43 protein-coding genes are annotated in these 25,342 nt (G+C 42.6%); 3 read left to right on the top strand and 40 right to left on the bottom strand.

The window, feature by feature from the left end:
- Nucleotides 1-2: 2 nt before the first annotated feature.
- The 40 genes from CZ434_RS02030 to CZ434_RS01860 form a co-directional block, all read right to left on the bottom strand.
- Entirely contained in the window at nt 3-1,418 is a 1,416-nt protein-coding gene (locus tag CZ434_RS02030) for a phage portal protein (protein ID WP_077621554.1), read from the bottom strand.
- Between the two features lie 12 nt (nt 1,419-1,430).
- Nucleotides 1,431-2,735, bottom strand: a complete 1,305-nt coding sequence (locus CZ434_RS02025) for a PBSX family phage terminase large subunit (RefSeq protein WP_077621553.1) — start codon at nt 2,733-2,735, stop codon at nt 1,431-1,433.
- 216 nt (nt 2,736-2,951) lie between these two features.
- Nucleotides 2,952-3,596, bottom strand: coding sequence for a phage terminase small subunit (gene terS, locus CZ434_RS02020; RefSeq protein ID WP_077621552.1), 645 nt, complete (start codon nt 3,594-3,596; stop codon nt 2,952-2,954).
- Between the two features lie 73 nt (nt 3,597-3,669).
- Nucleotides 3,670-3,792 (bottom strand): hypothetical protein, encoded by a 123-nt coding sequence (locus CZ434_RS22580; RefSeq protein ID WP_281252223.1) that lies wholly within the window; start codon nt 3,790-3,792, stop codon nt 3,670-3,672.
- Between the two features lie 132 nt (nt 3,793-3,924).
- On the bottom strand, nt 3,925-4,449 hold the full coding sequence (locus tag CZ434_RS02015; RefSeq protein ID WP_218668305.1) for a hypothetical protein: 525 nt from the start codon (nt 4,447-4,449) through the stop codon (nt 3,925-3,927).
- A gap of 2 nt (nt 4,450-4,451) precedes the next feature.
- Nucleotides 4,452-5,828, bottom strand: coding sequence for a DEAD/DEAH box helicase (locus tag CZ434_RS02010; protein ID WP_077621550.1), 1,377 nt, complete (start codon nt 5,826-5,828; stop codon nt 4,452-4,454).
- Nucleotides 5,825-6,136, bottom strand: a complete 312-nt coding sequence (locus CZ434_RS02005) for a VRR-NUC domain-containing protein (RefSeq protein WP_077621549.1) — start codon at nt 6,134-6,136, stop codon at nt 5,825-5,827. Before CZ434_RS02005 ends, CZ434_RS02010 begins: the two co-directional genes overlap by 4 nt.
- 310 nt (nt 6,137-6,446) lie before the next feature.
- Entirely contained in the window at nt 6,447-8,885 is a 2,439-nt protein-coding gene (locus CZ434_RS02000; RefSeq protein ID WP_245830912.1) for a virulence-associated E family protein, read from the bottom strand.
- Between the two features lie 30 nt (nt 8,886-8,915).
- Nucleotides 8,916-9,320, bottom strand: a complete 405-nt coding sequence (locus CZ434_RS01995) for a hypothetical protein (RefSeq protein ID WP_077621548.1) — start codon at nt 9,318-9,320, stop codon at nt 8,916-8,918.
- Nucleotides 9,313-9,525 (bottom strand): hypothetical protein, encoded by a 213-nt coding sequence (locus CZ434_RS01990; RefSeq protein WP_077621547.1) that lies wholly within the window; start codon nt 9,523-9,525, stop codon nt 9,313-9,315. The genes CZ434_RS01995 and CZ434_RS01990 overlap by 8 nt, the downstream gene beginning before the upstream one ends.
- On the bottom strand, nt 9,522-9,737 hold the full coding sequence (locus CZ434_RS01985) for a hypothetical protein (protein ID WP_077621546.1): 216 nt from the start codon (nt 9,735-9,737) through the stop codon (nt 9,522-9,524). Before CZ434_RS01985 ends, CZ434_RS01990 begins: the two co-directional genes overlap by 4 nt.
- Complete coding sequence (locus CZ434_RS01980; protein WP_077621545.1) at nt 9,734-10,003, bottom strand: hypothetical protein; 270 nt, start codon at nt 10,001-10,003, stop codon at nt 9,734-9,736. The genes CZ434_RS01985 and CZ434_RS01980 overlap by 4 nt, the downstream gene beginning before the upstream one ends.
- Nucleotides 10,000-10,149: a hypothetical protein gene (locus CZ434_RS21895; RefSeq protein WP_179107149.1), complete on the bottom strand. Its 150-nt coding sequence runs from the start codon at nt 10,147-10,149 to the stop codon at nt 10,000-10,002. Before CZ434_RS21895 ends, CZ434_RS01980 begins: the two co-directional genes overlap by 4 nt.
- Nucleotides 10,150-10,170: 21 nt before the next feature.
- On the bottom strand, nt 10,171-10,365 hold the full coding sequence (locus CZ434_RS01975) for a hypothetical protein (protein ID WP_077621544.1): 195 nt from the start codon (nt 10,363-10,365) through the stop codon (nt 10,171-10,173).
- A gap of 141 nt (nt 10,366-10,506) precedes the next feature.
- Complete coding sequence (locus tag CZ434_RS21890; RefSeq protein ID WP_179107148.1) at nt 10,507-10,665, bottom strand: hypothetical protein; 159 nt, start codon at nt 10,663-10,665, stop codon at nt 10,507-10,509.
- A gap of 5 nt (nt 10,666-10,670) precedes the next feature.
- The gene (locus CZ434_RS01970) at nt 10,671-10,868 is read right to left on the bottom strand and encodes a hypothetical protein (RefSeq protein WP_218668304.1); all 198 of its coding nucleotides are present in this window, start codon (nt 10,866-10,868) and stop codon (nt 10,671-10,673) included.
- 8 nt (nt 10,869-10,876) lie between these two features.
- On the bottom strand, nt 10,877-11,089 hold the full coding sequence (locus CZ434_RS01965; RefSeq protein ID WP_077621543.1) for a DUF1653 domain-containing protein: 213 nt from the start codon (nt 11,087-11,089) through the stop codon (nt 10,877-10,879).
- 41 nt (nt 11,090-11,130) lie between these two features.
- Complete coding sequence (locus tag CZ434_RS01960; RefSeq protein WP_077621542.1) at nt 11,131-11,352, bottom strand: hypothetical protein; 222 nt, start codon at nt 11,350-11,352, stop codon at nt 11,131-11,133.
- 32 nt (nt 11,353-11,384) lie between these two features.
- Complete coding sequence (locus tag CZ434_RS01955; protein ID WP_245831047.1) at nt 11,385-12,074, bottom strand: sigma-70 family RNA polymerase sigma factor; 690 nt, start codon at nt 12,072-12,074, stop codon at nt 11,385-11,387.
- 38 nt (nt 12,075-12,112) lie between these two features.
- Nucleotides 12,113-12,604, bottom strand: coding sequence for a hypothetical protein (locus CZ434_RS01950; protein ID WP_077621540.1), 492 nt, complete (start codon nt 12,602-12,604; stop codon nt 12,113-12,115).
- Between the two features lie 14 nt (nt 12,605-12,618).
- A complete protein-coding gene (locus CZ434_RS01945; RefSeq protein WP_077621539.1) occupies nt 12,619-13,389 on the bottom strand; it encodes an HNH endonuclease signature motif containing protein in 771 nt (256 codons plus the stop codon).
- Nucleotides 13,386-13,625 (bottom strand): hypothetical protein, encoded by a 240-nt coding sequence (locus tag CZ434_RS01940; protein ID WP_077621538.1) that lies wholly within the window; start codon nt 13,623-13,625, stop codon nt 13,386-13,388. Before CZ434_RS01940 ends, CZ434_RS01945 begins: the two co-directional genes overlap by 4 nt.
- A 5-nt stretch (nt 13,626-13,630) precedes the next feature.
- Entirely contained in the window at nt 13,631-14,176 is a 546-nt protein-coding gene (locus CZ434_RS01935; RefSeq protein ID WP_077621537.1) for a hypothetical protein, read from the bottom strand.
- A gap of 111 nt (nt 14,177-14,287) precedes the next feature.
- Nucleotides 14,288-14,497 (bottom strand): hypothetical protein, encoded by a 210-nt coding sequence (locus CZ434_RS01930; protein ID WP_077621536.1) that lies wholly within the window; start codon nt 14,495-14,497, stop codon nt 14,288-14,290.
- 78 nt (nt 14,498-14,575) lie between these two features.
- Nucleotides 14,576-14,767, bottom strand: a complete 192-nt coding sequence (locus CZ434_RS01925) for a hypothetical protein (protein WP_077621535.1) — start codon at nt 14,765-14,767, stop codon at nt 14,576-14,578.
- Between the two features lies 1 nt (nt 14,768).
- Nucleotides 14,769-15,275 carry a dUTP diphosphatase gene (locus CZ434_RS01920; protein ID WP_077621534.1) on the bottom strand — a complete coding sequence of 169 codons (507 nt, stop codon included), beginning with the start codon at nt 15,273-15,275 and terminating at the stop codon, nt 14,769-14,771.
- A complete protein-coding gene (locus tag CZ434_RS01915; RefSeq protein ID WP_077621533.1) occupies nt 15,272-15,691 on the bottom strand; it encodes a hypothetical protein in 420 nt (139 codons plus the stop codon). The genes CZ434_RS01920 and CZ434_RS01915 overlap by 4 nt, the downstream gene beginning before the upstream one ends.
- 14 nt (nt 15,692-15,705) lie before the next feature.
- Nucleotides 15,706-17,694: a DNA polymerase gene (locus CZ434_RS01910; protein ID WP_179107348.1), complete on the bottom strand. Its 1,989-nt coding sequence runs from the start codon at nt 17,692-17,694 to the stop codon at nt 15,706-15,708.
- Nucleotides 17,694-18,458 carry a DUF2815 family protein gene (locus CZ434_RS01905; RefSeq protein WP_077621531.1) on the bottom strand — a complete coding sequence of 255 codons (765 nt, stop codon included), beginning with the start codon at nt 18,456-18,458 and terminating at the stop codon, nt 17,694-17,696. The genes CZ434_RS01910 and CZ434_RS01905 overlap by 1 nt, the downstream gene beginning before the upstream one ends.
- Nucleotides 18,459-18,528: 70 nt before the next feature.
- Nucleotides 18,529-18,651 (bottom strand): DUF6011 domain-containing protein, encoded by a 123-nt coding sequence (locus tag CZ434_RS22415; RefSeq protein ID WP_245830911.1) that lies wholly within the window; start codon nt 18,649-18,651, stop codon nt 18,529-18,531.
- A gap of 35 nt (nt 18,652-18,686) precedes the next feature.
- On the bottom strand, nt 18,687-19,877 hold the full coding sequence (locus CZ434_RS01900) for a DUF2800 domain-containing protein (RefSeq protein WP_077621530.1): 1,191 nt from the start codon (nt 19,875-19,877) through the stop codon (nt 18,687-18,689).
- A complete protein-coding gene (locus CZ434_RS01895; RefSeq protein WP_077621529.1) occupies nt 19,874-20,425 on the bottom strand; it encodes a hypothetical protein in 552 nt (183 codons plus the stop codon). Before CZ434_RS01895 ends, CZ434_RS01900 begins: the two co-directional genes overlap by 4 nt.
- A 91-nt stretch (nt 20,426-20,516) precedes the next feature.
- Entirely contained in the window at nt 20,517-20,765 is a 249-nt protein-coding gene (locus CZ434_RS01890) for a hypothetical protein (protein ID WP_077621528.1), read from the bottom strand.
- Between the two features lie 5 nt (nt 20,766-20,770).
- Nucleotides 20,771-21,136 carry a YopX family protein gene (locus CZ434_RS01885; RefSeq protein WP_077621527.1) on the bottom strand — a complete coding sequence of 122 codons (366 nt, stop codon included), beginning with the start codon at nt 21,134-21,136 and terminating at the stop codon, nt 20,771-20,773.
- A 103-nt stretch (nt 21,137-21,239) separates the two neighbouring features.
- A complete protein-coding gene (locus tag CZ434_RS01880; protein WP_077621526.1) occupies nt 21,240-21,482 on the bottom strand; it encodes a hypothetical protein in 243 nt (80 codons plus the stop codon).
- Between the two features lie 22 nt (nt 21,483-21,504).
- A complete protein-coding gene (locus tag CZ434_RS01875; RefSeq protein ID WP_077621525.1) occupies nt 21,505-21,900 on the bottom strand; it encodes a hypothetical protein in 396 nt (131 codons plus the stop codon).
- 44 nt (nt 21,901-21,944) lie between these two features.
- Nucleotides 21,945-22,214, bottom strand: a complete 270-nt coding sequence (locus tag CZ434_RS01870) for a hypothetical protein (protein ID WP_077621524.1) — start codon at nt 22,212-22,214, stop codon at nt 21,945-21,947.
- A 25-nt stretch (nt 22,215-22,239) separates the two neighbouring features.
- Nucleotides 22,240-22,485: a hypothetical protein gene (locus tag CZ434_RS01865; protein WP_245830910.1), complete on the bottom strand. Its 246-nt coding sequence runs from the start codon at nt 22,483-22,485 to the stop codon at nt 22,240-22,242.
- Nucleotides 22,482-22,622, bottom strand: a complete 141-nt coding sequence (locus CZ434_RS21885; protein WP_179107130.1) for a hypothetical protein — start codon at nt 22,620-22,622, stop codon at nt 22,482-22,484. The genes CZ434_RS01865 and CZ434_RS21885 overlap by 4 nt, the downstream gene beginning before the upstream one ends.
- Nucleotides 22,623-22,674: 52 nt before the next feature.
- Complete coding sequence (locus CZ434_RS01860) at nt 22,675-22,878, bottom strand: helix-turn-helix transcriptional regulator (RefSeq protein WP_077621523.1); 204 nt, start codon at nt 22,876-22,878, stop codon at nt 22,675-22,677.
- Between the two features lie 161 nt (nt 22,879-23,039).
- Between CZ434_RS01860 and CZ434_RS01855 the strand changes: the two genes are divergently transcribed.
- The 3 genes from CZ434_RS01855 to CZ434_RS01845 all read left to right on the top strand — a co-directional run bounded on the left by CZ434_RS01855 (nt 23,040) and on the right by CZ434_RS01845 (nt 25,341).
- Nucleotides 23,040-23,411 carry a helix-turn-helix domain-containing protein gene (locus tag CZ434_RS01855; RefSeq protein WP_077621522.1) on the top strand — a complete coding sequence of 124 codons (372 nt, stop codon included), beginning with the start codon at nt 23,040-23,042 and terminating at the stop codon, nt 23,409-23,411.
- 113 nt (nt 23,412-23,524) lie between these two features.
- On the top strand, nt 23,525-23,749 hold the full coding sequence (locus tag CZ434_RS01850) for a helix-turn-helix transcriptional regulator (protein ID WP_077621521.1): 225 nt from the start codon (nt 23,525-23,527) through the stop codon (nt 23,747-23,749).
- Nucleotides 23,750-23,931: 182 nt separating this feature from the next.
- Nucleotides 23,932-25,341, top strand: coding sequence for a recombinase family protein (locus tag CZ434_RS01845; RefSeq protein ID WP_179107147.1), 1,410 nt, complete (start codon nt 23,932-23,934; stop codon nt 25,339-25,341).
- Nucleotide 25,342: the final 1 nt, after the last annotated feature.

The following is a 25,342-nucleotide window of genomic DNA, read 5'->3' as shown; positions in this document are numbered from 1 at the left end:
CCTCAATTCTCCGCATTCATATAGGCAGAAGTAGAAGCCTGGCGACGCCTTTTTCTTTCTTCTTCGATGCGCTCTTGCTCTTCTTCAATATCAACCTCATAAGGAAAAACCTTCAACTTTGTCTCGTTGGAAACTTCTCCGCCAAGGCTGTTGAAGATGTCGATTTCCTCTTTGGTGTTCTTAGGGAAGTTAGGTGTAAATTCAATGGTGATATCTTTCAACAAATCCTCTGCAAGTTCAGAAGCTTTTGTTTTCATGTTATTGATCAGTCGGTATCTGTTTCTTAACGAACGCTTGAAATAACGTTCCTTGGTTGCCCTTACCTGCTCCAGAGCAAACAGCTTGTATTTCATCGCTTCTCCCGTTTGTTGGCCACCGAATTTTTCATCGGACATATTGGGAATCGCCGTATATTTGTGTATGTCATTATCGAGCCGGTTCTTATAGGCTTCGCTACCTTCTACGTCATACTCCTTGTAAATGTATCCGGCATCGATTTTACCTTCTTTGCCATCAGAGCTCATCTCAGGTTCCATATAGAGGATATTGGCCTGTTTCATTTTCTTTGCCTGTTCAATTGGATCATCGGAACTATTCTCCAATTCCAATCTTCCTTTGATTACCAACATGGCATCCTGCAGGTCCTGGGAATAGTTTGCTAAATCGGATTGTGCTGCATCGTAGAGATCGATTAAACTCAACACATTCTCGAAGTCGCCTTGTCGGAACCGATTGTTCTGATACTCATTAATCGGAACACCGCCGAATCCGTGAGGTTTCGGTCCTTCTTGTATAGACAAATCGCCTTCAACAGCATGGTAAGTGTAAATATTTTGATGAGTGTATAGATTTACCACCCTTGTATCTTCATCCTTGATTTTCTCATTCCAGTATCTGACCCCGGCGATTGGTTTCTGTTCCACCGTATTGTCGTAAATAACAAATGTCTGCAAAGGGGATAATAAAAACACCCTGTCTTCATCATCCTGGCTGCGCAATACCATTTCATAAGCCCGTCCGTAAACACTGCAATCCAGTTCGATTTCACTGTTTATCGCATCGATATCGTTGGTCTTCTTTATGGCGTCGATTGTTTCCTGAGCCTTTTCATCTGTATGTGCTACGGCAATCGGCTTCCCTGTCAAATACCCGACGACGAATTGGCTGATATATCTGGCATAGTTATGCGTGGCCCTGTGGTCTGCCATATGCTCTTCTTTCCGGCGCTGACCTTCTAATATGGTTTTGTTATTGCCCAGGTAGTAATCGTCCAGTTCACTGAGCCTTGGAACTTGTTTGGTTTGATGATGGTCCACCATATCAGCTAAATCTTTTAACTCGTTTATAAGAGTCTCCACGTCAGAATAGGTATAGACTTTATTCGCTTCACTGTCGAATCGCTGCTTCGTATCGGCCATATGTCCTCCTTTCTACAACCCGAGTGATTGTAAGGCTTTGTAAGTTTTTTTCTTATCCTTCAGATCGACTACCTCATAATCGTCTATCCCATACCAAATGGCTGAGAATGTATGAGGGTCGATGTTGAATTCATCGTAAATCGTATTGCCGTGACGGTCTTTTTTGTAGGTTAAGTTTTTCAACTCTCTGATGGTGTTAGGGCACTGATCGGAGCAAACAATCTTTTGAAACCTTTTTACTTTTTTGGTGTATTGCAACCTGGAGCCTTGGAACTTCCTCGCCGGGTCTATCTTCAGGCCTCTTTTTTGCAAATAGTAAATGGTCTTAGGTTCTGCCGAATCTCCTTTGATCCTTTCCTTGCTTCTCTTAAACTCTTGTAAATCGTCGGCAATTTCCGGATCGTCCTTGTGCCTGGTGTAATATTCCCAGTAAATATAAAGAATCTTGTTTTTGTCATCGATGGCCATCCGAAGAAGTGCGTTGTAAGATTCTTCAAATCCGAAGTCCATGCCGTTTCGGTACAAAGGCCTGTGAAGGGAATTGATGGCAGCCATAACCTCTTTATGTGGCTTGCTTTCGAATTGAGGCAATACCTTTCTGCCAGACACACCAAATCGACCTTTACGGGCAACTCGGTAAAGATCCAGATCATACACTTTCGTTTTCTCGAGCTCTTGGATGTAGCTTTCCGGAAGAAACAAGTTGTCGTCTGCTACGGAATGGTGGTAATACGTATCGTCTTTGACTACTGTTCTTTGCTTGTATAACTCCTCATCATCCAAAAAGATAACCTCATCCTCTTGGCCTTTATTTTTGATGAAGAAGTGCGAATAAGTCCAATTTCCCTCATCCACTGGATTGGTGGACAGAATCATGTGCAACGACAAATGAGGATGTCTGAGACGACCAATCAATTCCTTGAAACCGTCATACTTTATTTCAGAACACTCTTCCAGCCAAATAATCGAAATATTGTTAATCGATTTTAGTTTTGCCGGTTTATCCATCCCTTTGAAAATTATCTTTGAACCGTTAGGGAATCGAATTTGCATCGGAGACGTGATGCACTTGATTTTATTATCCAGGCCCAAATCTTCAACGATTTCTTCAAGAAGAGAATACGTGGATTCCCGGTGAGTATCATATACTTCCCGGACGACCAGGGCAGTTCTTTTCTCCTCAAGCAACTTAAGAATTAACTTCAAGGCTACATGATAACTTTTACTGGATCCGTAACCTCCGACCAACAACTGGAATTTTTGTCGCCAGTCGAAAAGAAAATCTTCAAAGTGAGGATTGACATCTTTCTCTATCATACTTGACACCTCAAAGTGTATATCGATGTATAAGCTATTCATTTTTAGTTTACATAATGCCTATTTTAGGAAGTTGGAAAAACTTAAAACCCTTGTTATTCAAGGGGTTGAAAAATCCTCAAAATTATCAATTATGCATGATTTTATACATCGTTGATTTATCAACGTTTTCCGGATATGAAAATAAATTATTTCCCGAAAATAATGCATAAAATTTTACCTTTTTTCTTTTCTTTTTATCGTGATTTCGATAGGTTGGTTACTGTCTTTGTCAGTCAACTTTTCGATTTCTGCTTTTGTCTTTTCGAGATTCAGATTCATCTGCTGCAGCTTCAATCGTCTCTCGTCATCCAGGCTTGCCATTTCATCGAACTGCTTCAACATGTTTCGTAATTCGGCCATGGACCTGCTGAGAGAATTCATGAAAGTAGCTTGTTTATCCCAGGCTTGCTGTATTTCATATTCTCTTTCAATCGGTATCTGTGCTGGACCTTCCCTCGTTCGAACATTTTCTACTTTTAGCTTTTTTAGGGTTTCCGTTCTGTCATCTTGATCTTTGACATACATAATCTGTTGGGCCCTTATGATTGACGCAAACTGCATTTGTATGTTCATCCACAAAATATCAATTGGTTGCATCGAGTCAATACCGCCCATGATGTCTATGGTTTCCTGCGGCAAATATTTCGTGAAAAGATTATGCTTGTTTGCATTTGTATTCTTTTTCATCTTTGCCGGAGGGGCTCCTGTTGATTTGCCGCCGTGCATGCGACAACGTCCATTTGGCATTGCTCTGTTCTTACAAGGTTGTCCAGATCTCGTTTTCGCTCCGCAGTAGTTTGCATGGGGTTTGTTTTTCATTTACATCAGCACCTACCTCCCTATACCGTTGTATGCAAACAGAAAAAAAAACGCCCGTTGTCAGGCGCCTTGCTTACTTGTTATTCTTTTTATTTTTCTCCGGACCACTACGGCCTTTTAACCGTGAATCCTTCTTGCTACTGTTGGATGTGTTCTCCTTGGACACTGGTCCACGTCTTACGTCTCCCTTTGCCATGGTATCCACCTCCTAGCTTATATTAAAAAGGGCACCTAGTTATCCAGGCGCCCTTTTACGATTTCACATTTTTCTCACACTATCATATTAACACGTTTATACGGACACTTTGTGGACAGATTTCGGACAGAATCACTTTTTGAACTTAATGGCATCAATTCCAAAGAATATGACCGGCAAATCCGCAATGGCCCTTTCCAGATATCTTCTAACCGTTCTTTCCTCGATGTGTTCGACTTCTGCAATCTCTCTGTTGGTATATTTCCTTGGCGTGATGTATTTCATCTCCAGCACACGGAAGTATTTCATCTCATCTTCACTGCAATTACGGCGGTAGGCCTCCATCTTGCCTTTAATAAAATAAACCATTGCGATGGATTTTTTCTTGCTCTGCTTGATGGATTCAATCGTTTCGAGATTGATTTCGTCGATGTCCAAATCCTGAATCGACGTCCCCTCGAATTTTTCCAGGTCATCTTCTCGCTTTTGGCAATGCAGCACAAGTGCCCGATAATGCTTCAACAGCAATTTTATATTGTGGAGCCGTCTGTCATGCTTTTCTTGCTGTCGTTTGTTTTCATCCTCTTTGTAGGCCCTTATCACTTCTTTGGACACTGTTTCGGTGATCACTTTTAGTTGCTTTTCTGACAATTGCATCATCAGGCCTCCTCTTTGACTTTTTCAATTCTGGCTTTCAGTGCTGCAAGAAGGTTATTCTGGGTAACGGCCTTGCCCTTTAATGCGTCCTCCACATTTTCATCCATTCCTCCCTGGACGATTAAACGATGGATGAAGACTTTTTCTTTCTGCCCCTGCCTAACCAACCTTGCATTGGCTTGTTCGTACAGCTCCAAGGACCAGTTAAGCCCGTACCAGACAACATGGTTGCCGCCTTTTTGAAGATTCAGCCCGTATCCAGCCGATGCTGGATGGGCTAGTAGTACGTCGATTTCTTTATTGTTCCAATCATCTTCATCCTGGGCCGTTTTCAACTCTCGTACTTTTAGATTTGTTTTCTCCAAAGCTTTCTTAATCCGATCCTTGTCGTGTTGAAAACTGTAGAAGACCAAAACAGGAGATCCGTTCAGTGCTTCAATTAATTCCAGGAAGGCTTCCAGTTTATTTTTGTGGATATCGATGATACTTCGATTTTCGTCATAAACCGCACCGTTGCAAAGCTGTAACAATTTCCCTCCGAGAACTGCTGCAGAGGTGGCTGTTATTTCGGCTTCATCCACTTCCAAAAGCATTTCCTTCTCTAATTTTTCATAGGACTTTTTCGCCTTTTCATCCAAGATGACAGGTATTGAATTGTAGGTTACCGGCGGCAACTCGATATAATCTTCCGCCTTCATACTGACAACGATGTCGTTTAACAAGCTGTGTATTTTGTTTTCCGCCCCGTCTTTGGGTGCGTAAGAAAACACTCGGTCCCTGTTTCGCTGATCAGGCTCGAAGTATCGTTCCCGGAATCCGGTGATCCGCTTGCCAAGTCTTTCCCCTTGGTCCAATAAATAAATCTGCGCCCAGGTATCTATCAGGCCATTAGGTGCCGGAGTACCTGTCAATTCGACGATTCGTTTGATGTGCGGTCTTACTTGCTTCAATGCTTTGAACCGTTTAGACTGATGATTTTTAAAGCTGGAAGACTCGTCCAAAATCACCATGTCAAAGGGCCATTGATTCCGGTAGTAATCCACTAGCCACACAACGTTGTCCCGGTTGATGATGTAGATGTCTGCCGGCTTATTTAGTGCCCGAATCCGTTTCTGTTGAGATCCAAGGACGATGGAGAATCGCAGCAGCTGTAGATGATCCCACTTCCTTGCTTCATTTGTCCAAGTACCCTGGGCCACTTTTTTCGGAGCTACCACCAGTATCTTGTTGACTTCAAACCGGTTGTACTTCAAATCATTTACAGCCGTCAGGGTGATCGCTGTCTTCCCGAGACCCATATCAAGCCATAGGGCAATTGCAGGGTTCTGGATGATTCGATTGATATTGTATTTTTGATAACTGTGCGGAATGAACTTCATTCCTCTTCCTCGCTTTCTTCTCCGAATACAACTCTTTTCACCGTGTCAATAAGCCGGTCTACTTTTTCTTTACTGTCAATCACTGTTACAACGCAGCCGAAATTCTTTAAATCTCGCATTTGTTTAATTTGCAATGGTCTTGGCTTTTTACCCGGTGCTTTTAGCTCAACAAAGTAAATTGTGTTATTTGGAAAAATAACCATCCTGTCTGGCACCCCGTCGTTACCTGGCGACTCAAATTTATAAGCCTTACCACCTGCTTTTTTTACTTCTTTTCGGAGATACTCTTCTATGTCTCGCTCTCTCATTTTTCATACCTCGCTTTCCTGCGTGACTACTTTAAACCCCCATGCACGTGTATAGTTCTAAAACAGGCGTGTTAGGCATATGCTAATAATAGCTAGTACCCCTATATTACCTATTTTTATATTTTTATATATTTAAAGTTGACAAAGTTGACAAATAGTAAAGAATATAGATATATCAAGGGTTTTGCCGTCAACCTTACCCGTCAACTTTCTAAAATTTTAAAGTTGACAAGGTTGACTTTCCCAATTTTTGGAAGGTTGACATTTTGGTACAAAGTTGACATTTTTTCAGTACAAGGTTGACATTTTTTCACTCTCGGAAATATCCGCCTTTCACCTTCCCATAAGGTCCGAAACGCAAAGAAGAAGTTTTCTTTTTCCACCCTTCTATGTTGCTCAGGATGTCATTAATGCGCATGGTTTCAACCCGTCTCATTCGGTTCATTTTTTCATTGAAACACTCGACCCATATTTCTGCTGCACATATCCGGTCCCGATCGACGGTTTCTGCTTGCCCGTCTTTAAACTCTCCGGACCAATATAATTTCCTGGTGCCGACATCTTTTTTATTCCATTCTAAAGGCACTTTCCGTTCTACAAATTCGCGAATGATACTCTCCCAAGGATCCTGTTCTGCGTGGCCTTCCTGCTGACGCTTTGCCTCCTGCAGCAATTCACCTGTTAAAATCAGCGACTCGCCCAGCCTCCAATTCCACACGGCTTCCGCCCACAACTGATCCACTACACCGTCTAAAGCATCGAATACACTTTTAACCGGCTGCTGAATCCCTACGTCAATAGGCAAAAAACGTCTACCCCCGGTTGGATCCTTTAGATAATCGTTACGGTTACTGGTACCGAAGAACACGCAACGTCTTGGGTGCTTTTCCGTTTTACGTGCATATGCAGCTCGATACTGGTCCTCTGTCCGGGTCAAGAAACCTTTGATTGTGTTTAAGTCCGATTTATTATAGGCACTCATTTCGCCGATTTCGACTATCCATACACCTTGAAGTAACTCTGCGGCTTCTTTTCCCTCGAAGGATTCCACGGCATCCGTGAACCAGGATTTGCCCATTTTATGAATCAAGGTGGACTTACCGAGACCTTGCTCCCCGGTAAGCACGGGCATCGTATCGTATTTAAGCCCCGGATTCATGGCTCTGGCCACGGCAGCAGTAAAAGACTTCCGTGTGACAGCTCTTGTATAGGGAGTATCTGCAGCACCCAGATAATCGATGAACAGAGTGTCCAAACGCTTTACCCCATCCCATTTCAAACCGTCCAGATAAGACGTGACAGGGTTGAAGGAATGATTCGCCGCACACTGATTAAGGGCATGCATCAGCTTTTCTTTGGATTGAAACCCCAATATCCGTTCCAAATAAATGATCAGTCCGGAATCATCCTTTTCGCTCCACTTAAACTCCCCGTTTTCCTTGTTCCTCGGTGCCCATGGAAGAGGCGCAACCCCTACGACAGAATCTGCAAACTCATCTAGCTTGATGCGGCCTTTTAAGTTATTTTCACCTTCCAGAGCAACCAGGATATTCTCAATCGTTTTTTGAGGTTGCCCAGTCGTAGCATTTATCTTCAGCTCTCTTATCCAATTGATGTCCTCTTTTGTTGACGGGGTATCCGTGGAAGTGGGTGATGGTGCTGTCTCCGGACTTCCGAAATCCTCCATCGCTTGTTCATATCGTTCTTGATTGATAATGGTCGCAACCCCTGCATCATTAAGGGCGAAAGCGCTCATCTGTACGAAAGACGGAAGCTTGTTCACCGGCGTTTCCGGTTTCGCCTCGTCGTCTTCGTCTCCGTATTTATGCAACCTTACCAAATCGAATGCATTGACCAGGCGCCCGCTGCACGGATCCGTTGCGTGATGGGAATACAAGAACAAACCGTCATCGTACACGACTGCCCCGCCTACCGTGGAACCATCTACGAATGTGTACCGCCCATCATCAGTAGGCGTATAAACTCCCGGGAGAAACGTTTCAATCGCAGAATGAACATCATACTGCCGGCAAAAAGCACCGACGACACCACGTTTTTCCATCGGGTTGCCTTGTTTTGCCGCAAGTCTCGTATGCGATTGAGTGGCACCGGGTACTTCCGGCCATTCTTGTATGTTCCGCCAGTCGCTGTAAGTGGCAAGGAGCCCGTCAGCATTGAGAAATGGTTTATCGGCACATTGGAAAACGTACTGACTATCCGCACAGCAGCTCGGCCAATACATGAGCCTGGAGGCTTCAAAGGTAGTCGGATCGGCCAAGGACATCCCGATGATGGAAGCAAGTTTCCTTGCCAATGGTTCATATTCGTCTGCCGTGACGGTCCGATCAATGGGGGCAAGCACCCGTAACCGGGGCTTCCCCTCTTCATGTTTCCGGGTGCTGTAAGTGGCATAAGCACATCCAAGTCCTTCGAGTCGTTTGAGTACGTCCTGTGTACCGCCTGCAGGGATGTTGTCCAAATCAAGGGTGACAATCTCCCGTCCCGTAACATTGGAAGCTTTCCTGCGGTTATTGGCAAGCGTACCGGCTACAAAGCCCCCGACATCCTTTAATTCATCTTGCTTGGTCTTTGGCAGTTTCAGGTATTCTTCCAGTGTTTCCGTGCCCCGCACCGCCGTCCGCAGCTTGTCCACCATATCGGACCAGTACAGTGTTTGTGCCGGCCATTGCGTTGCTTTTCTACTACCTGCAGCCGATATGGCCATTTGTCTGTCATGTTGCAATACCATGGATTCACCTACTTTCTCTGTCGCCTGACATTACTCATTCCGGATATCTGCTTTTGGAAGGAAATCCATCCCCTCGGTTTTGGAAGAAAGATCATACAACTCCATCCGGCCTTTAGTGTTTTTATCGTGGTAAGCAATCACCAATTTGTCATCTTCCACTTTTACAAAGACCTGGAACCGTTTCAGCTTTTTCATTAGCTTTTCATATTTCTTGTAGTTAACGACAATGCTTCCGATTTGGACCGGAGCCATTTCACTCACTCGGAAAAAATATAGAAAGTCTTCTTCGGCTTCGATCATATCGGCAACCTTTTTCGGTCTATCTTTTGGTCTCGCAGACTTCTTGAGAGAGGATAAATAAGATTGAATCGGTTTTTGAAATTCTTTCATTTTCTCTTTCGATTCAACTAAGGAACCTTCCACTATCTCAATCACCGGAATTCCTCCTTTGCTTTTCCAGCTCATTCTTCAAATGGGTTATTTTAAGATTCAAGTTTTTGATGGTGTTCTGCTTGGTATTGCCGTCCAAAGCGTATATTTTGCCGCCTATTTCCAGTTTTGTCGGAGTGCCTTTTCTTTCTTTTCGTACGGTTGCGACCGGCCGATAAACCTCTCCCTTTTGCCTGGATTTACGTCTCATGTGGGCTCCTCCAATGAGCGTTTAGCGATATCTTGCAAATATCTAGCTGACGATTCTTGCGAATCAAATTTTGCAATTTTCTTCACGGCTTTCTCCAGTCTTGTATTGCAAGCATGTTGGAGATCTAAATAAGCAAGAACAGCCATTCTTTCTTCACCGGTGCATTGACTGTCTACAATTTTCCTGACATGTTCATACGGACTGCTGTTCATTTCTTCGCCTCCGCTGACACGTACTTATCGCTTGATGATTTTACGTTTATTTCAGCTTCGAATGTACCCACTACCTCGCAAACTCTTATATCGTGTGCTCTATGGCCGCCTTTAATTTTTAGTTCGCACTCTCTTTTAGCTTTTTCATATTCATCAAAGGACCATGGTAAAGACTCCCAATCCTTTGTATCTCCTGCACTGTTCATGATGTAATCTAATGCATTTATTGGTCCTTTTCTAACTTGAATGAAGAATCTATCTTTCATTTCTTCGCCTCCATTAACTGTTTTTGAAGCCTCGTGGCGTGGTCTGCCAGCCAAATGACTTCTTTCCGGAAATGACCTAAAGATGTATCAAAATGAGCCGTTTCGAAATACCCTTTTAAACGGGACAGTTTTTCTTGATCAGTCATCGAATTCACTCCTAAAAGTTTTTAATATGATATTTGTTGCCAAAGAACATAAGCAATACCAATAAGTGAAAAACCTATGGCCATTAATGCGAAATACTCTTTAAAAGTAAGAAGGGACTTACGTTGTGTTACTATTGCTATGTTGCAGACAAGTTGAATTGCTAAAACGGCGCCTATTCCGGAAAATGCGGCAGCTAAAGCTATCCATTTAATCATCTGATTCCTCCTCCAATATCGCTTTTGTTCGTTCCGCTTCCGGTATTTTTACGTAACACAGCTGGCAAATCCGTTCATTTCTGTAAGGTAAAGCCCTTGATATTGGGGTGAGAAGATTACACCTAGGGCACCTTTGCAGTTTCACTGTTTTTTCTCTCTTTCTCCAGAAGACGAAAAGGATACTAAAGTAGGAATTAACAAAGCCCATAAAGGTGATAACTTACCTGTCACGATAATTCCGGTAGTTATTACTATTGAACAAGCCAGCCAAATCAAAGCTTGAGCTGTTGAATCTTTCATTTAGGTCACTCCCTTTCTGAATCATTTAATTTAACGGCAACTATACCTTCGGTTTTGATGCGATTAACTTGTGACGGAGTGGCATAGTAGTAAATGGTCTTGACGCGAACTCCCAATGCCTCTGCACACTCTTTGGCATTTCCCATACAAAGCAACTCTTCGCCTTTGTAAATGGCGTATTCATGTTTCATCGTCCTGGGCATCAGCCGGATCACCTGCACATGTTGAATTGCCCGATATTTTCAAAACGATATACTTCTTTGCCATCCACCCAAACGGTTCCTTTAAACATTTTTTCAGGTCTAGCCCAAATCTTCCCGTCCAGACCTTCGTAGATTACTAATCTCTCACCGGTTTCTGAGTTCACTGCAGTACAAACAGGTTTGTATATTCCACCTTTATAGTGTCTGAATATACTAGACATTGATTAACCTCCTTTAAGTCGCCTTTTACTCGGACTATAAATTAATCTTCTTCGTAAATATCAAACTCATCGGCGTGGTCTTCAAGATACTCGTTTACAAGTTCCTCAAATATTTCTGTAAACCGAATTAAAAAATCATCGTTATTTGTTGCTGAAATTACAATGTCCTCAATCTTTTCTTCTGGAATTTCAAAATAAATATTACCTTGATTATTCTGTAATACATCTCTAGTAACAGTTTCCATTGCTTTTCTTAAATCCATTTTCATTCTCCTTTTTAGTTCGTATTTTGTGTCTACTGAGCCACTTTTTCTAAACTTGAATATTCCTTATAAAGCTTCCTGGCCACTTTAATACTTTTAGAGATAGTAGGTTGACTAACGGATAAGAAGGAGCCTATCTCCTTTTGAGAGTAACCATCCATTTTCATCTCGACGATGGTCCGCAGCCCCTCCGGTAATTTGGACAGGAAATCCTGGACCGTACCTTCCGTAAAATCATTATCTTTACCTATTTGATCAGCCAGAGTAACAACATCAGTGTTATTGAGACGAACCTTGCTATCTATAGATTTAGTGGATTCCATGCTTTTCAAAGCATCTTGCACTTTTCTAAGATCAACATTAAGAGTTATCGCTATTTCTTTGCCAGTCTTGTCAGATAGCCCTTGTTTCTTGATTTGATTCGCCAACTCAAATAATGACCTAGGAATTTTAACCACAGTTGATTTATCTCGGAGAAACTTAAGGATATCCCCCTCAATACACGGAACTGCAAAGCTGGAAAATGCAGACCCATAGGCAGGGTCATAATTCCTGAAAGCATATATCAGCCCCAAGTATCCTTGATGGACCAAATCATCCATAGTTATGAGGTTATACTTGGTAGCTATAACGTATTTTTTGGCCACTTTGCAGACAAGACCTATATTTTTTCGCAAACATTCTTCTTCGGTCATCGGTTCACCATTTATCACCTTTCTCACTTCTTCCAAAGTACTCCCCTCTTTCTCAGGCTACAGCGTTAACTGTGCATGGATTGACCAAAGACTAGTTTTTGCATTCCGCTTTTACTTCTCGCCCGCTTTAAACTTTCATTATTCTCGATCACAGGCACGCTCACAGCATCTTCTTTCGTCCAGCCCAACTTCTTTACTCTCATGTAAGCAGTAGCTCTATGAATGCCGTTAGCTTCCATCTGCAGCTCTTGAGCTGGCGAAAATATCTTTCTGGAGCGATTATTTCTTTCGGCGACTTGGTAAGGAGATAAAGGTGGAGTCAACGCAGCATTTTCATGACTCCAACCTCCTCTTACTCTTTGCATGTAAGTCGATCTTGTTACTTTTGCACGGCTTTCCCATTTATCCCAGTCACGGCTGCTTCTTTTCATTACAGGCTGAGAGATGGCTCGTTGAATGTGCCAACCTTTTTCATAGAAGCGATTGTCTACATGCTTTTTGGAGATACCGTTTGATTTAGCAGTTTCATAGTGTTGAGGTTCAACATAATAGGACATGAGCTTGCTCTCCTTTATTTCCTGCTTCGCTCGCTTATCTTTTGGTACAATTCCGCCATAATGATACTGGTTCTGTTATAATCGGGATTGTTGGTTAACAACCCCTTCTTGTTCAACGTGGACATTTGTCTATTAGAGACAAGTATCAAGTTGTCCAAAGTTATGTTCTGTTTGTTTTGATCAGCGAACAACAGTTTATGACCTGGAGGGATTGGACCACGTTCTTTTTCCCAAAGGACCTTGTGCTTCGCCCGCCAGCGTTTGTGCCAAGGTCCTTCATTAGAAACTTTCACCAATACGTAACCGTAACTATCTACACGTTCATATCCGACTGGTTTGTAATTGACCGGCTTTTGACCTTTCTTGAAAGAAGTTTTATTGCCGCCCACATTGTAGATACCTTTTGTGCCTTTGTTTGGTGGTGCCGTGCCCTCAGAGCCTTTTAGGCCACTGGAAAGATGATGGTTTGCTTTCCAGGTTTTTATTTGCTTGGTTGTAATGGACAGATTAAAAGTCTGATTGATCAGCTTGGCAAGCATTTGATTAGAACGGCCTTTTACATTGTCTTTGATAAATGCTTCCTGTTCCTTTGTAAAAAGACCCGTGCTTGTTCTCTGTTTTTTCACAAGGTTGCTTTTTATTTTGTGATTCGACTTGAAACTTTTTATCTGACTTTCAGTGACATTTGTTCCGAATTCCGCATTGAAAAGCTCCGCGATCTCCACGTTGTATTTCCCGGGAGCAACCTTACGAATAAATTCATGCTGCTCTTCGGTGTACTTCATTTTTCTCCGCCTTCAAGCATTTTAGGCACAGTTGTATCTGCGTTCATGCGGTCATCTCTCAACTTTTGGGCTTCGAGAACGAGAGTGCCGTTTTCAATGATTTTAGAAGCGACAGATGTCACGGCTTTGGCCCTGTTAATTTCTTCATTCAATTTTTCTCCATCTATATCTTCATCACTTAAACGCTCCAGTTGTGCAAATAAGTGGTTGTTCAGATCTCCTAAAGTGTTTTTCAATCCAATCATCCTTCCATTTTGGATAAGTCATATTTCTCAAATGCCAGATAAACATTTCCGTTTTCGTCTTCCTCACCCCATTTTCCAGTTGCGCTTTTCAAATGGAGTTTCTCATTACAGCCAGGGCAGAAAGTATATCGAAAACCAAACTTTACATACCGGTGGGAATCCATTGAACATTCAGGACAGTTGATTTTAGCTCTGCAGTCGTTTTCATCTTTATGGGCTGGAGACTCACTGGCCCTCATCAACGGAAGCCGTCTTGATCTAGTAGGTCGAAGAGTGTCTTCAATCATTTGGTTTAAAGGATCCTCTTTTTCTACCTCAGAAACAGGAAGGTGTTCTTTTGGTTGAATTTTTTCAGCGTTGATTTGTTTCAAAGGTTCTTTTTCATTTATCTGCAAATTTACGTCAAACGGAGAAGCTTCTGACCCAATCTCTCCGATCGTTTCTAAAGATTTGAAAATAAGGTCCCTTTTTAAGTCCTGGCTTTCATCTTCCATTTTGATGTGAACAGCTTGTTTCCCATTTCGGATTTTCACTTCTAACATGGGTACTCCTCCTCTTTGTCGAAACTCACCTAGCTTAGTAACTGCACTAAGCAAGCGAATTTGTGTACGTAATTATGACAACTTTCATTCCAAAAATTTCGCCACGAATAGCTACTTCGATACAGCTTTCTTATCGTTCACTTCTTTTAGCAGCTGTTCATAGGAACGGTTCATTTCCACTTTTAAATCCCTGCGGACTTGTCTTTTTGATTTATTTTTTCCCATCATGAACCCTCCAATATTTTCGATTAACCCTGCATCCGATAGTCCATTTTCTCGGTCTGTTCCAACGGCACGCTCCATTCCGTTTTGCACGTACATCGGAAGTACACTTTGCCAGTAGATCTAATCCGAAAATTTTTGCTGTAGCAGGTGAATTTACAGTTCGGGCAGTAGGCTTTAAACAGGGCTTTTGCCAATGACAGCAACCCCTCTCTTCTTGGCTTCATCACATTTGACTGCGATATAAAGGTCTTCCAATTCCTTATAAGAAAGATTGGATAAGGGTGTATGAGGAGCAAAGTCTCTTTTGGCCAATTCCTTTACGATATATGCCCTGCGTTGTTCTACCGCTTGTCTTAACACAGCCATGTCAGTAACCACTTTTCTGCCGCAGATAATTCTTGGCATTTTTATCTTTATAAGCTTGGGTGATTGCCTCTTCCGTGAATCCAAGCAGCCCGCCCAAGTGCAGGTAGGATTGAAGGGCGAATAGCCAGTTGGTCCGGTAATCCGCTATTTGATTATCGTGATAATTCCACCAGGCATCGGATAACCTCTTGGTAATAGAAGCAAAAGTTGTCCGGATGCTGCCAATCTTCTCCAATGAGAAGTCATGGTCCCATTCCATGCCCATACCATTTCCGAGTGACAAGAAGAAATGCAAGCCGTCCACATACTCTTCCAATGCTTTTACCGGGTTGATCATACGGTTGTTACTCCAATGTTTGAAGAAACGCACCTCATTGGCCAGCTCCGCTACTTCCACCTGGAGCGCATAGATGGTATTGAGTGTTAAATCCCTACCTCTTAACCCTTTCCTTTGAATAATGTGAGCGTCCAGTTGATACTGCATGCCAGATAACTTATTTAGGTTCACTTACTTTCCTCCTTTATGGTCCATTTGCCTTCGAATATTTGGTCCCATAACTCAAACCAGTTGAAATTCGCTACATCTGCCTTGCTTCCCGCTTGGGAGCACACCTTACTTCCATTCAAATAATATTCATATCTCCTATCCAAGAACTCACACACTACGTGCTTGCCATGCTCTAATGCTGCTTTTGCTTCTTCAAAAGATACATAGTTTGGGAGGATGCGCCACCTCGCCTCATCTGAAATGAAAGTAGTTATTTTGAATTCTAAACCATCTTTCCAGAGAAATACTCTTGACCTCTTAACAACTCTTTTCTTATTCTCGGTTAAGTCTTCTCTCTCAGGAACATTTACACATTCGGCAATCTCGCCCTCTTTTAAACGATCTATCATCTGCCCCGTAGTTAGTAATTCGTCCACTTTTCATCCTCCTCTTAATCCTTCATATAGTAATTTGCCGTAAAGCCATCGGCGTTTAAGTTAAGTCCTGGCGCCCAATCAATCGGCTGGCTCATGATCCGTTCCACTTTTTCCAAGTCTGCGTGTTCTTTCGGTACATCCAGGACAGCTTCGTCATGAACATGCATAACTGTTTGATACCCGGCTTCTGCCAACCTTTTGAGTGTTACCGCCAGACAATCGCGGGCAATAGCCTGTACGATGTTCTCCGTCATTTTGCCGCCGTATGTCGAAATCTTCTCCCATTTCTTGGTTGTCTGATTCAAACCTCTGTAATGGACGGCCTCTTTTCCAAAGTCATTTTCATCTAAAAAGGGTTTGACGTAGAACAACTTCCGACCGCTAGGTAATGTGACAGTCAAGAAATCAAGTCCGTTTTGAATGTCGCTCTCCCTGGCAATAAGTAGCCCTTTAACACCGGCAGGTTGTCCCGTCCTCATGACATGAAGAGCAGCATTTTCCAAAGCAAACCATAAATCAACAATTCGTTTATTCGAGGAGCGCCACCGTCTTACGATATCCGGCAGCTCTTCTTCCGTAAGACCCATATTTAAAGCACCCATCTGCATCAATGCTCCCTTGGCTCCTTGATATCCAAGCGCCAGTTCCGCGACTTTTCCTTTCTGCCTGAGCTCATATTCCGGATTGCCTTTCTTGATCAGTTCAATCGGCACACCGAACATTTGGGAAGCAGATGCTTCGTAAATCTTTCCGTGTGTCCGGAATACTTCCAGTCTCCATTGTTCACCAGCAAGCCAGGCAATCACCCGGGCTTCTATAGCTGAGAAATCGGATATCAGAAATACATGGCCATAACTGGGAATGAATGCTGTTCTTATCAGCTCTGATAACGTATTCGGTACATTTCCATAAATAAGCTTCAATGCTTCTATGTTTCTATCTCTCACAAGCTCTCTGGCATGTCCTAAAGTAGACAAATAGTTTCGAGGAAGGTTTTGCACTTGAACCAATCTTCCGGCCCAACGTCCGGTCCGATTTGCTCCGTAAAACTGTAATAGCCCCCGCACCTTGTTATCCGGACAACAAGCGGCTTCCATGGCCAGGTACTTCTTTACACTCGTTTTGGACATTTCTTGCCGTATTTCCAGTGCCCTTTTAACGCTGCCTTCTGTTGTTTCGATAAGTTCTCCTACTGTGTCTTTTTGCAAGTTTTCGACTTCCATCCCTTGATCAGAGAGCCACTTTTTCAGTTGTGCCGCACTGTTTGGATTGTTCAATCCTGTCAGTTGTTTTGCTTCTTCGGTCAAAGTGGCAGTTGTTTCATTGCTTATCTGGATAGCTCCTTCTATCAACTGATTGTCAACGGAAATACCGTGAGCGTTAATCTGTTGGTCCAGCTCCCACAATTTTTGTTCCGCTTCAGGAACAGGAAATTTGGAAAGCTTGCTTTCGATCTCTTTCTCCACTTCAACGTCCTGGATGCAGTATTCTTTGAAAAGCTCCCATTTTTCCGGCTCATGATGGGGAAGTGTTCTTGTCCGTCCGCCATTCTTTTTTGTCGGTTTTGTAGGAGTAGAAAACACTTTGATAAGAGAGTTACCTACAGTCATTTTTTGTTTGGATTGTGCCAATCCGAGTGCTTTGGCTGTTGGACCTAACCCGGCAGTGTAACCACAATATAAGCCGTGAAACATCGTGCAACGCCACTGACTTAACCAGTCCACTGTATGTTTTCCATACATACCCAAGTGCTTACTAAGGCAATACCATTCAAAAGGGGCGTTATAGGCATGCTTTGTAACTTCCGGATTTTCTAAAGCTTCGATAATGTGCAAGGGAATAAATTCATCTTGTGCTAGATCCACTATTTGAGTCGGCCCTTTATTCACAGAATAAGCGAATAAAAGGATTTGAAAGTCGGGAGACTGCACATATCTGTACAGTCCCGCTTTCTTGATGTCTATGCTGCTAAAAGTTTCGATGTCGATATTCAAAGTGCCAATCATATTCCATAAACGCCACCGTTTAGAGGTTTTCCGGTAATAGGGTCAAATTGCTGCTGTTGTCCCTGGTTCGGCTGTTGCTGTGGTTGTTGGCCATACCCCTGTTGTGATGGTTGGTACTGCTGACTTGGCTGCTGATACTGAGGTTGTTGATTAAAGCCCTGGTTAGGTTGTTGATACTGTTGTTGCGGCTGATACTGCTGCTGTGGAGCTTGGCCACCGCTACCAAAGTCCTCATCAGCTGCAGGTGCAGAAGCGCCCAACGGCTCTCCGTCCCGTGTTTTTTGTACGTTTGTGCTGATATAAACCCCGATGCCTTTTTTCCCTTGGAACGCATAAGGGTTGAAATTGAGTGCAATTTTTCCATACATACCGCTATATACTTCTGTAGCATCCAAGATAGGATTCAAATTAGCATCAACTACTTTCGGCGGGTAATCCTCCCCAGTAGTTGCCGTGAAAACCCAGTGACCTTTGCATTCTTCTCCGAACGGCATCCCGTCAGAAGGTTTAACGCCATCCCCATCGTGAACAGGAATCGATACTACCGGAGGGATGACACCGTTCCATTTATCCGATTTACCTTTTTGCTTGGCTGCTTCGATAGCTGCATCGATTTTTTGTTTGGTTGCTGTATCAGACTTCGGCACCAAGATTGTTGCACTATATTTCGGAGCACCACCATATTGATCCTCACGGGGCTTTAGCAGACTCACAAAGCTGAAGCGTACTTCTCCAGTTACAATTCTTGTTTGGTTTTCCATGTTTACATTTCTCCTTTGATTGAAATTTTTATAGGTTTTAGTAGTTAATAGATTCACATAAGAGATTTAACTAGCTGTCACTTTGCTTTTCCTTCTCGGCTTCTTCCTGGGCCTTTTTCCAACAAGTTGGTCCATAACCACGTTCTATGCTTCGCTTGTCTTTCAACTCACGCCCGCATTTTACGCATTCCAACGCTGACACCTCCTTAAATTCGTAATCTTGTTCCATCAATTGAAATCCTCCGCTGCATCCACTTCGTTGGTGATCGCTTTTCTTTTGTCTGATGCAGGAGCAAGGGTTGGTTTCCCTGCCGATTTCAGCACATGGCCAGGTTCTTCCATATAATCACGGAACTGTTTTTTGCCAAGTTCTTTTTCCAGTTTCGGTACGGTCAACGGGACCCGTTCGTAAAGCACGGCTTCATCGATGCCCCTATTCTGTAATTCATCGAAAGCAGCATCTTGGTTTTTGTACACTCTGGATCCTCTTCCTTCGACAGCTTTCCAACCGGGAATCTCTTTTCCTTTCAGGCTTTCTTTCAGGGCATAGTCTTTCAATGCTTTGACCCAGGACTCTATGTGCTGGCCCTTTTCCAATATCCCTCCCACTTCCTCGTCGGATATCAAAGGAGGTTTCATTTGTTTAAAATCTTCCAAAGCCGTGAACTGGTCTGCCCTGGCACGGCATTTTGCTTTTGCTTTACAGAATTTACAGTGTTCACCTGGCACAAATTCGCCTTCACCCTTAAAAGCTTTATCGGCTTTGGGTTTGATTGATTCTCCCCAAGCAAGCAGTTCTTCGATGGTAAGCGTGAACTCCGATTCGTTATCCAATCTAGGTTGGATGATGGCTAAGTGAACATTCTTGATCGGGTAAAGAAAGCTGTATTCCAAATAAGCGCCCAGGGCATACAACTTCATTTGGGAGTTGTCTTCCGCACTGACCGGAACCCCTTTCCCGTATTTAAAATCCGTAACGTACAGTGTTTCACCTGCTATCAAGAGGCAGTCCACTGTACCAAACCCTTCAGGAGCAAAGGAGCTGTAATCTATTCTTTTTTCAATGGCTACATAGGGCTCTGTTGAAAGTCCAATAGCGATGCCTTTCACATAGTCCAAATAGGTGTCCGTATGCTTTAGCATTTCTTTTTGGAATAACAATTCATCGTTGTACGTTTTCTTCTTAAGCTTGTTCAACCGTCTTGTAAAAGTCGCTTTGGCCATCGGCTCAGTAAAATGCTTTCGTAATTTCAGTTCTGCGATTTCATGGGCAAGCGTACCTTCTTCAGCGAAAAACGAAGTAGTTTCTTCGAATTGGTCCTCCAACCGGGCACTCGGTGTACAGGTCAGCCAACGGCTGGAAGCACTCGCTGAAAGTAGAGCATGTGCCCGGTCAGCGTGGGCGATTTCTCCCGTCATATTTTGGCACCCATTTCACGCAACTTTGTTGCAAACGCTCCGTATTGTTCTTTAGGAAGCGCAGTCAGGGCTTGTACACCGAATACGGAAAGCAAAGATACCAGCTCTTCCCGTTTACCCGCGTCTACCAATTGCGTTGCTGCGACAGCGAGTTGATCCATGCTATACGTTGGGTTGGAAGTCGGCACCCCTTGCTGCTGTTGTTCCGGCTGCGGTTGAGTTTGCTGTTCTGGCTGAACTGGCTGTTGCTGCTGTGTCGGTTGTTGATACTCTTGTTGAGGCTGTACCGGCGGTTGCTGTGTTTGCTGAACAGGCACCGCAGACTCTTGTTGTGGCTGCTGTACAGGAACCGTGGTTTCTTGTGGTGCTTGCTGATTTTGTTGTTGCGGTACTTCAGGTTGAGATGGTTGCTCGGGCTGAATCGATGTAGCAGGAACCTTTTCCCCTCCGTTTCCATTTGACGGCAGTTCATAATTGGCTAAAACCTGTGCAAGTGTATGGATAGCACCTTCCAAGCCGGGTGCTTCGATTTTCAATTTGATTTCCATGTTTTTTTCCTCCTCTTGTATTCTCTAATTCATTGCTATAAAATTGACTCATGTACAATGTTTGTTTCAGGCTCACTGTTGGCGCAGTGAGTTATTTTTTCTCTTTTAGAACTAGCTTCATGTCTCGCAAAACCGGCTCCAGTTCTTTAATTTTTCCGTAAATTAAATCAACCTCAAAGATGGAAATTAATTCTCTTGTGTCTTCCAAAGCATTCGGACTACTAGTCACAATACTCCCGATTAACTCCCGTAAATCCTTCTCTGAATCCAATGTTCGAACTTCTTTTTGTCTGTAAGTACCTTTACTTACTTTGATTACGACCAAGAATCTCTTCAGCAACTTTCTCACCTCCTTTCAAGAAGTTCAGAGTTATCATGATTGTTGCCGATGACTTTGCAATACTTTCTAACCCGAAAAAGCAAGTATCCTCCGGCTGATAATTCCATCACTTCGTTATAACCGACTTCGTAAACTCCGTTCGCTAACGGAAAAGGGTGGTCAGACACTTCGACAATATCCCCCTCAAAAATCTCCCTCCCATTACGGTCGTACAGTCCTGTGAATTGCCCAACTTCCCCAACCATTACCCAGTCATCATCTGGACCATTAAACTCAATCATGTACCAGGTGTCAGTATCGTTGTCATACTGAACAGCAGAACCGTATATCCACGTCATGCCGTCATATCCTCTAAATTTAATCTCTCTCAATCTCCTCACCTCCTTTAAAGAGTTATGATGATGGCCCAAATCAAGAAGACCAATACACCTGCACCTAACGCGGAATGAAAAATCCAATACGATTTGTCACTCATCAGAAGAAAGCCTTCCTTGTCGCCATTGCATGCCTTTCCTGGTCATCCCGAATCACTTTCTTGCTGTTTAATGCTTTTACTATGTTAAGAGCTTTATAGATTTGATGTGCAGCTTGTTCTGCTTTCTTCAAATCGCCTTGTAGTGTGAAATCAATAACGTCCAAACTTGACTGGTGCATACGATTGATTTGAACATTCAAGTGTGTAAAATCTTCGGAGAGGAAATGCTTTTCGTATTCCATGCGATCACTCTCTTTCTTGATATTAAAAATTGGTGACATGAGGTGTTTTAAGCGCCCACTCTCTGCCTTCTTTTGTGTTAAGCCAGCCTTCAATCTTTTTGTATTGGTTAATCCTTTTTGCTCCGGCTAGCGCTTTTAACTGATGCGCGGGTAGAAACTTATGGTTGATTGAATCATCGATTCTGATTTCAATAATCCCGTCTGTGTATCCGCCTACTCGTTTTGTAGCTGAGGCAATGACTTTTATACATTTTTCTTCAGATATCGAGTAGCGATCTCTCTGTAAGCGAGAATGCTCTCCGATTAGCCTAGATAAAATCTGCTTATGATATGGTGAAAGTCTCTTGTCGGCGATGTTTTTCAACTCAGTTATCTGCACCTCATTTAATGGATTGCGGGTCTCGTTTGTAGCATCCATTCACCATACACCCTCCTTCGTATTTAGTTTGGTCGGACTATTGGTTAATGGTCGGTCCTATGGCTTAAATTTGAATTAGGAATTTCTTTTCTTCCACGCTCAATAATGTTCCCTATTTGATTTAACTTTCCGTATAGCCATTGCTTTTCTTCTTTTTCGTGTTGGACATAATCACGATAATCTTCAAGTGCATGAATCGCCTCTCTTGTCAGTTTTCTTAGTGACGGACTGTTTAATTCTGATAAAATATCTCGCAATTCATCATCCGATTTATCCACTAAATCTATCCAATTCGGTGTAATTCTTTCACTCATTGCTATCCTCCTTACTTCAAAATGTTTAAAGACTTCTTGCCATACTCACCGAACGAAACAGCTGCATTAACTCTGGATGGTCTGCTTCAAAGGCTTCATTATGGAAAGCTGGAATTAAGTACCTTTCTTCCAAGTCGGACATAAGTGCTGCCAAACGGAAATCCCTTATATCACCAGTTGAGCATTCCATGATTTCATTGAACCGTTTTGTGTACTCGAACATTTCACCAAAGGTCATTTGCTCGGTTTGCCTGATTGCCACAACGTTCACTTCCCTTCCTCCTTTGCTTTGTTTGCTTCTTCCTTTCTTGCTGCCAATATCCGTGGTACCGAAGTTTTCATGAAGAATTTGGACATCTCCTTCATGGTGGAAGCCGGGATTGAAGGCTTGTTAATTTTTGTCTGCAAAATAAATTCTCCTCTCCATGTATAAAATACGTGCGGAAAACGCACTATATAACTATAAAAAAAGGTCTTCAACAGACTTGTTAAGCACTTTCGCTATCCGACTTGCAATTTTCAGTGATGGACCGAACTTTCCAGCTTCCACATTGGAAAGATAACCGCGGGAAATACCCACTTTACTGGCTAAATCTTCCTGCGACAATCCCAGTTTCTTCCGGGCATCCACCAATGCCGACCTTGGTTTTCTTGATGTCAACATGCTGACACCTCCTTCTCGTTATGTTCGTTTTAAGAACTTAACTTGATTATAGGTGCTATAAACGAACATGTCAACATATAATTGCGATAAACGCACATGTTTTTTTAACGAACATTATCATATATAATAAATTTGGTGCAATAGAAAGGAGAAAGGGAAAAATGAGTTTCTCGAAAAGGTTGAGGAAACTAAGGGAAGAACGGGGCTTATCACAAGAAGAATTAGCGAAAAAATTGAACATGCCCCGAACTTCTGTGAGTCATTATGAAAATGGTGAGTCCGATCGAGTGCCACGACAAAAAAGACTTTATGATTTAGCTGATTTCTTCGGGGTGACAGTTGATTACCTCTTGGGAAGAAGTGACTCAGATAAAACCACATCTAGTGAAGAGGAATTTATAAACGACACCAAAGAGTTATCTGTGGAAGAGCTCATGGAAAAATACAGGTTGAATATCGATGGTGAAGAGGCTTCCAAGGAAGAAATCGAAGGCGCCATAGCATTCATTCGTTCTTTGCGCGGGATGAAGTAGTACTTTGTTTTTTCATTTCTTCTTTTGCCAATTTACTTAATAATTCCATTAGATCAATAGTTTTTTTCACCATGAACAACTCCTAGTTGATGTAATAATGAAAGGGTGTCTATTTGACGTACAAAGTCGGTAGATGCCTACTTCGAGAACGTTTATACGAATCGGGAATGACACAGACGCAGCTAGCGAACAAACTAAAAATTACCGTCCAGCAAATAAACAAATACGCATCTGGGAGGCAGGGAATGTCTCTCCAGGTGGCAAAAAACATTGCATCCATCCTCCACTGTCAAATGGAAGAATTGTATGAATGGATCGAAGTAGGCGATGACGAGTAGTTAGAACTACTCGCCGGCTTTGTTCAGCCGAACGGCTTAATTGTCTAAATTATAACATGATTACAAAAATTTTACTGTTAGCTAAATCACAAATTGTCGGGTATGGACGAATTATCTACAACTATAGTATCATAAATACGAACAGATGTTCTAATAATTTTGCAGAAAAAGGAAGATTTTTTATGACAATAGGAATTTATATCCGGGTATCCACTCTTGAACAAGCCAAGGAAGGTTATTCCATATCGGCACAAAAGGAAAGACTTGTCGCTTTTTGTACAGCCCAAGGCTGGGATGATTATAAATTTTATATAGATGAAGGTATTTCAGGTAAGGATACAAAAAGACCTGAACTCCAAAGATTGATGGAACATATGCAGCAAGGTAAAATTTCCATGATTCTTGTTTACCGCCTGGATCGCTTTACCCGTTCTGTTCTGGATTTGCATAAGATGCTTGCCGAAATCGACAAATATAACTGTGTCTTTAAATCGGCCACAGAGCCCTATGACACGTCGACAGCCATGGGCAGGATGTTTATCACCATTGTCGCTGCTTTGGCTCAATGGGAAACGGAAAACCTCTCAGAGCGCGTGAAAATGGCGTTGGAAGAAAAAGTTTCCGGAGGAGAACGAGTCGGTAATATCCCTTACGGTTTTGATCTGAATGAAAAAGAGAAACTTGTTAAGAATGAAAAGTCCCTTGTGATTCTGGATATGATTGAAAAATTGAAATCGGGTAAATCGGTGCTTGCGGTTGCAGAGTATCTGAACAAGACCAACAACGACAGGGCAAATTGGTCGGCTACGGCCGTTTTCCGTATTCTGAGAAACCCGGCTTTATACGGTGCGACCAGGTGGAATGATAAAGTATATGAGGATACACATGAAGGAATTATAAGCAAAGAGGAATTCATGAAACTGCAAAAAGTGCTGGATGATCGCACGCAAATTAGACGAAGGGAAATAAAAAGCACTTATCTATTTCAAGGTATTCTCAAGTGTCCAGGATGTGGAAAAAAGCTTGCCGTCAACAGGTATGTTAGAACAAGAAGCAACGGGACTATTTATCAGCATTCCACTTATCGTTGCCCGCCCTGCGCTAAAGTGAACGCCTTTAATAAAAGTATCGGTGAAAATCGATTCGTAGACGCACTGTATAAATATATGAGAGAAATTAATATTGAACCGGTAAAAGAAATCGAAGAAGACAATACAAAAAGTTTTTATGAAAAACAATTAAAGCAAATCGAACGGAAAAGAGAAAAATTCCAACGGGCCTGGGCTGCCGATCTGATGAACGACGAAGAATTCATGAAGCTCATGGAAGAGACCAAAGAACCTTATGAAGAATTGAAAAAGAAAGTGGCAGAATACCGGGAGCCTGTAACAATGGACATAGAATCCCTAAAAAAGATTGTTCTGTCCTTCAATGAAAACTTCCGGAACTTAACCATTGAAGAACAGCAAAGGTTCATTTCGACCTTTATAAGAGAAATCCAATTTGAAGTAATTCCTAAACCTCCCGTAAGAAGCGACCAGTCGGTGCGGGGTAAGGATGAGATAGTAGTGACGAATGTCGATTTTTATTAAT

Origin of the sequence: Sediminibacillus massiliensis (assembly GCF_900156915.1) — a bacterium.
Taxonomy (GTDB): domain Bacteria; phylum Bacillota; class Bacilli; order Bacillales; family Amphibacillaceae; genus Sediminibacillus_A; species Sediminibacillus_A massiliensis.
The sequence above is the reverse complement of the archived record's forward strand: the minus strand, read 5'-3'. Positions and strand labels throughout refer to the sequence as shown.

Coding starts and splice junctions, on each gene's coding strand:
- CZ434_RS02030 (WP_077621554.1), bottom strand. CDS start 1,418: ATGGCCGATACGAAGCAGCGATTCGACAGTGAAGCGAATAAAGTCTAT.
- CZ434_RS02025 (WP_077621553.1), bottom strand. CDS start 2,735: ATGATAGAGAAAGATGTCAATCCTCACTTTGAAGATTTTCTTTTCGAC.
- terS (WP_077621552.1), bottom strand. CDS start 3,596: ATGAAAAACAAACCCCATGCAAACTACTGCGGAGCGAAAACGAGATCT.
- CZ434_RS22580 (WP_281252223.1), bottom strand. CDS start 3,792: ATGGCAAAGGGAGACGTAAGACGTGGACCAGTGTCCAAGGAGAACACA.
- CZ434_RS02015 (WP_218668305.1), bottom strand. CDS start 4,449: ATGCAATTGTCAGAAAAGCAACTAAAAGTGATCACCGAAACAGTGTCC.
- CZ434_RS02010 (WP_077621550.1), bottom strand. CDS start 5,828: ATGAAGTTCATTCCGCACAGTTATCAAAAATACAATATCAATCGAATC.
- CZ434_RS02005 (WP_077621549.1), bottom strand. CDS start 6,136: ATGAGAGAGCGAGACATAGAAGAGTATCTCCGAAAAGAAGTAAAAAAA.
- CZ434_RS02000 (WP_245830912.1), bottom strand. CDS start 8,885: ATGGTATTGCAACATGACAGACAAATGGCCATATCGGCTGCAGGTAGT.
- CZ434_RS01990 (WP_077621547.1), bottom strand. CDS start 9,525: ATGAGACGTAAATCCAGGCAAAAGGGAGAGGTTTATCGGCCGGTCGCA.
- CZ434_RS01985 (WP_077621546.1), bottom strand. CDS start 9,737: ATGAACAGCAGTCCGTATGAACATGTCAGGAAAATTGTAGACAGTCAA.
- CZ434_RS01980 (WP_077621545.1), bottom strand. CDS start 10,003: ATGAAAGATAGATTCTTCATTCAAGTTAGAAAAGGACCAATAAATGCA.
- CZ434_RS21895 (WP_179107149.1), bottom strand. CDS start 10,149: ATGACTGATCAAGAAAAACTGTCCCGTTTAAAAGGGTATTTCGAAACG.
- CZ434_RS01975 (WP_077621544.1), bottom strand. CDS start 10,365: ATGATTAAATGGATAGCTTTAGCTGCCGCATTTTCCGGAATAGGCGCC.
- CZ434_RS21890 (WP_179107148.1), bottom strand. CDS start 10,665: ATGAAAGATTCAACAGCTCAAGCTTTGATTTGGCTGGCTTGTTCAATA.
- CZ434_RS01970 (WP_218668304.1), bottom strand. CDS start 10,868: ATGCCCAGGACGATGAAACATGAATACGCCATTTACAAAGGCGAAGAG.
- CZ434_RS01965 (WP_077621543.1), bottom strand. CDS start 11,089: ATGTCTAGTATATTCAGACACTATAAAGGTGGAATATACAAACCTGTT.
- CZ434_RS01960 (WP_077621542.1), bottom strand. CDS start 11,352: ATGGATTTAAGAAAAGCAATGGAAACTGTTACTAGAGATGTATTACAG.
- CZ434_RS01950 (WP_077621540.1), bottom strand. CDS start 12,604: ATGTCCTATTATGTTGAACCTCAACACTATGAAACTGCTAAATCAAAC.
- CZ434_RS01945 (WP_077621539.1), bottom strand. CDS start 13,389: ATGAAGTACACCGAAGAGCAGCATGAATTTATTCGTAAGGTTGCTCCC.
- CZ434_RS01935 (WP_077621537.1), bottom strand. CDS start 14,176: ATGTTAGAAGTGAAAATCCGAAATGGGAAACAAGCTGTTCACATCAAA.
- CZ434_RS01930 (WP_077621536.1), bottom strand. CDS start 14,497: ATGTACGTGCAAAACGGAATGGAGCGTGCCGTTGGAACAGACCGAGAA.
- CZ434_RS01925 (WP_077621535.1), bottom strand. CDS start 14,767: ATGGCTGTGTTAAGACAAGCGGTAGAACAACGCAGGGCATATATCGTA.
- CZ434_RS01905 (WP_077621531.1), bottom strand. CDS start 18,458: ATGGAAAACCAAACAAGAATTGTAACTGGAGAAGTACGCTTCAGCTTT.
- CZ434_RS01900 (WP_077621530.1), bottom strand. CDS start 19,877: ATGACGGGAGAAATCGCCCACGCTGACCGGGCACATGCTCTACTTTCA.
- CZ434_RS01895 (WP_077621529.1), bottom strand. CDS start 20,425: ATGGAAATCAAATTGAAAATCGAAGCACCCGGCTTGGAAGGTGCTATC.
- CZ434_RS01880 (WP_077621526.1), bottom strand. CDS start 21,482: ATGGAATACGAAAAGCATTTCCTCTCCGAAGATTTTACACACTTGAAT.
- CZ434_RS01875 (WP_077621525.1), bottom strand. CDS start 21,900: ATGGATGCTACAAACGAGACCCGCAATCCATTAAATGAGGTGCAGATA.
- CZ434_RS01870 (WP_077621524.1), bottom strand. CDS start 22,214: ATGAGTGAAAGAATTACACCGAATTGGATAGATTTAGTGGATAAATCG.
- CZ434_RS01860 (WP_077621523.1), bottom strand. CDS start 22,878: ATGTTGACATCAAGAAAACCAAGGTCGGCATTGGTGGATGCCCGGAAG.
- CZ434_RS01855 (WP_077621522.1), top strand. CDS start 23,040: ATGAGTTTCTCGAAAAGGTTGAGGAAACTAAGGGAAGAACGGGGCTTA.
- CZ434_RS01845 (WP_179107147.1), top strand. CDS start 23,932: ATGACAATAGGAATTTATATCCGGGTATCCACTCTTGAACAAGCCAAG.